The organism is Streptomyces sp. SPB074, from assembly GCF_000154905.1.
GTDB lineage: Bacteria > Actinomycetota > Actinomycetes > Streptomycetales > Streptomycetaceae > Streptomyces.
In genome coordinates, this window is record NZ_GG770539.1 from 6,036,793 (window position 1) to 6,038,850 (window position 2,058).

Consider the following 2,058-nt stretch of genomic DNA (forward strand, 5'->3'; position numbering starts at 1 on the left):
GCCGCCGCGCCGCCGCGCGGGGACTGGGACCCCGATCCGGACGAACCCGAGCACCCCTTCTTCGCGAGCGACGGCGACGCGGGCCGCTCCGGCGGGCAGCGCGGCAGAGCCCGCGACGACGACCGCGACGACCTCGCCGGGGACGAGGACGACGCCGAAGACGGGGAGGGCGGCGCCCGCGCGGGGCGGCGCGGCGGCGAGAAACCGAAGAAACGCCGGGGCGGCTGCGCCTGCCTCGTGGTCGCCGTCGTCCTGATCGGCGGGGGTGGCGGGGCCGCCTACTACGGCTACGGGCTCTACCAGGACCGCTTCGGGCCGCCGCCGGACTACGCGGGCGAGGGCAGCGGCACCGTCGTGGTCGAGATCCCCGACGGGTCCACCGGTATCGCGATGGGCAACCTGCTCAAGGACAAGGGTGTCGTGAAGAGCGTCGAGGCGTTCACGGCCGCGCAGAAGGCCAACGACAAGGGCACGACGCTCCAGTCCGGCTTCTACACCCTGCACAAGGGCATGTCGGGCGAGAGCGCCGTCGAGCTCATGCTCGACCCCAAGAGCCGCAAGACCCTCATCGTCCCCGAGGGATACCGCAACGGCTGGGTCTACGCCCAGATCGACGGCCGCCTCGGCCTCAAGAAGGGCACCACGGCGGACGTCGCCAAGAGCGACTGGAAAAAGCTCGGGCTGCCCGAATGGGCCGATGACGACAAGGACATAAAGGACCCGCTCGAAGGCTTCCTCTATCCCTCGTCGTATTCCGTCAGCAAGGGCCAGAAACCCGCCGACGTGCTCAGGAGAATGGTCGCCCAGGCGAATAAGCAGTACGAGAAGATCGACGTCGTCGGGCAGGCCGAGAAGCTGAAACTCGACAGCCCGCTCGCCCTCGTCACGGTCGCGAGCATGGTCAACGCCGAGGGCAAGACCCACGACGACTTCCGCAAGATGGCGGAGGTGATCTACAACCGGCTCAAACCGGGCAACACCGAGACGAACGGCAAGATCCAGTTCGATTCGACGTACAACTACCTCACCGGGCGCAGCGAGATCAAGATCTCCACCAAGGAGATCAACAGCGATCCCGACCCGTACAACACCTATTACCACAAGGGACTGCCCCCCGGGCCGATCGGGAATCCCGGCGCGGAGGCGTTCGCCGCCGCCCTCAACCCGACGAAGGACGGCTGGATGTACTTCGTCGCCGTGGACGGCAAGGAAGACACGCAGTTCGCGAAGACGCTGACGGAATTCAAGAAGCTGGAGGCCCAGTTCAATGCGTCCGACGCCGGACGGTGACCTGCCGAAGGGGCCGCGCCGCGCCGCCGTGCTCGGCTCCCCCGTCGCGCACTCGCTCTCCCCGCACCTCCACCTCGCCGCCTACCGCGCGCTCGGCCTGAGCGGCTGGACCTACGAGCGGATCGAGACCGACGAGGCCGCGCTGCCCGGCTTCCTCGACGGGCTCGGCCCCGAGTGGGCCGGGCTCTCGCTGACCATGCCGCTCAAGCGGGCGGTGGTGCCGCTGCTCGACCGGATCAGCGAGACCGCGGCCGCCGTCGACGCCGTCAACACCGTCGTCTTCGAGGCCGACGGCAGCCGCAGCGGCGACAACACCGACATCCCCGGGCTGCGCGCCGCGCTCGCCGAACGCGGCCTCACCCGCGTTCCCGCGGCGGCGGTCCTCGGCGCCGGCGCCACCGCCTCCTCCGCGCTCGCCGCGCTCGCGCCGGTCTGCGACGGCGAGGTCGTCGCCTACGTGCGCGGCCCGGCGCGCGCGGCCGAGATGCGCGGCTGGGGGGAGCGGCTCGGCGTCGACGTGCGCACGGAGCCCTGGGACGACGCGGTCAAGGGCCTGCACGCGCCGCTCGTCGTCGCGACGACCCCGGCGGGCAGCACGGACGGGCTCGCCGACGCGGTGCCCGAGGCGCCGGGGACCCTCTTCGACGTCCTCTACGAGCCGTGGCCGACACCGCTCGCCGGGCGCTGGGCCGCGCGCGGCGGCCAGGTGCTCGGCGGGCTCGACCTCCTCGTCCACCAGGCCGTCCTTCCAGGTCGAGCGGGATGACG

At 71.3% G+C, this 2,058-nt stretch carries 2 protein-coding genes; both read left to right on the plus strand.

The features are described from left to right. On the plus strand, positions 1-1,290 hold a 1,290-nt coding region (mltG, locus tag SSBG_RS25605; RefSeq protein ID WP_008748957.1), incomplete at its 5' end, for an endolytic transglycosylase MltG. Next, complete coding sequence (locus tag SSBG_RS25610) at positions 1,268-2,056, plus strand: shikimate dehydrogenase (protein WP_008748958.1); 789 nt, start codon at positions 1,268-1,270, stop codon at positions 2,054-2,056. The genes mltG and SSBG_RS25610, both read left to right, overlap by 23 nt. Positions 2,057-2,058: the final 2 nt, after the last annotated feature.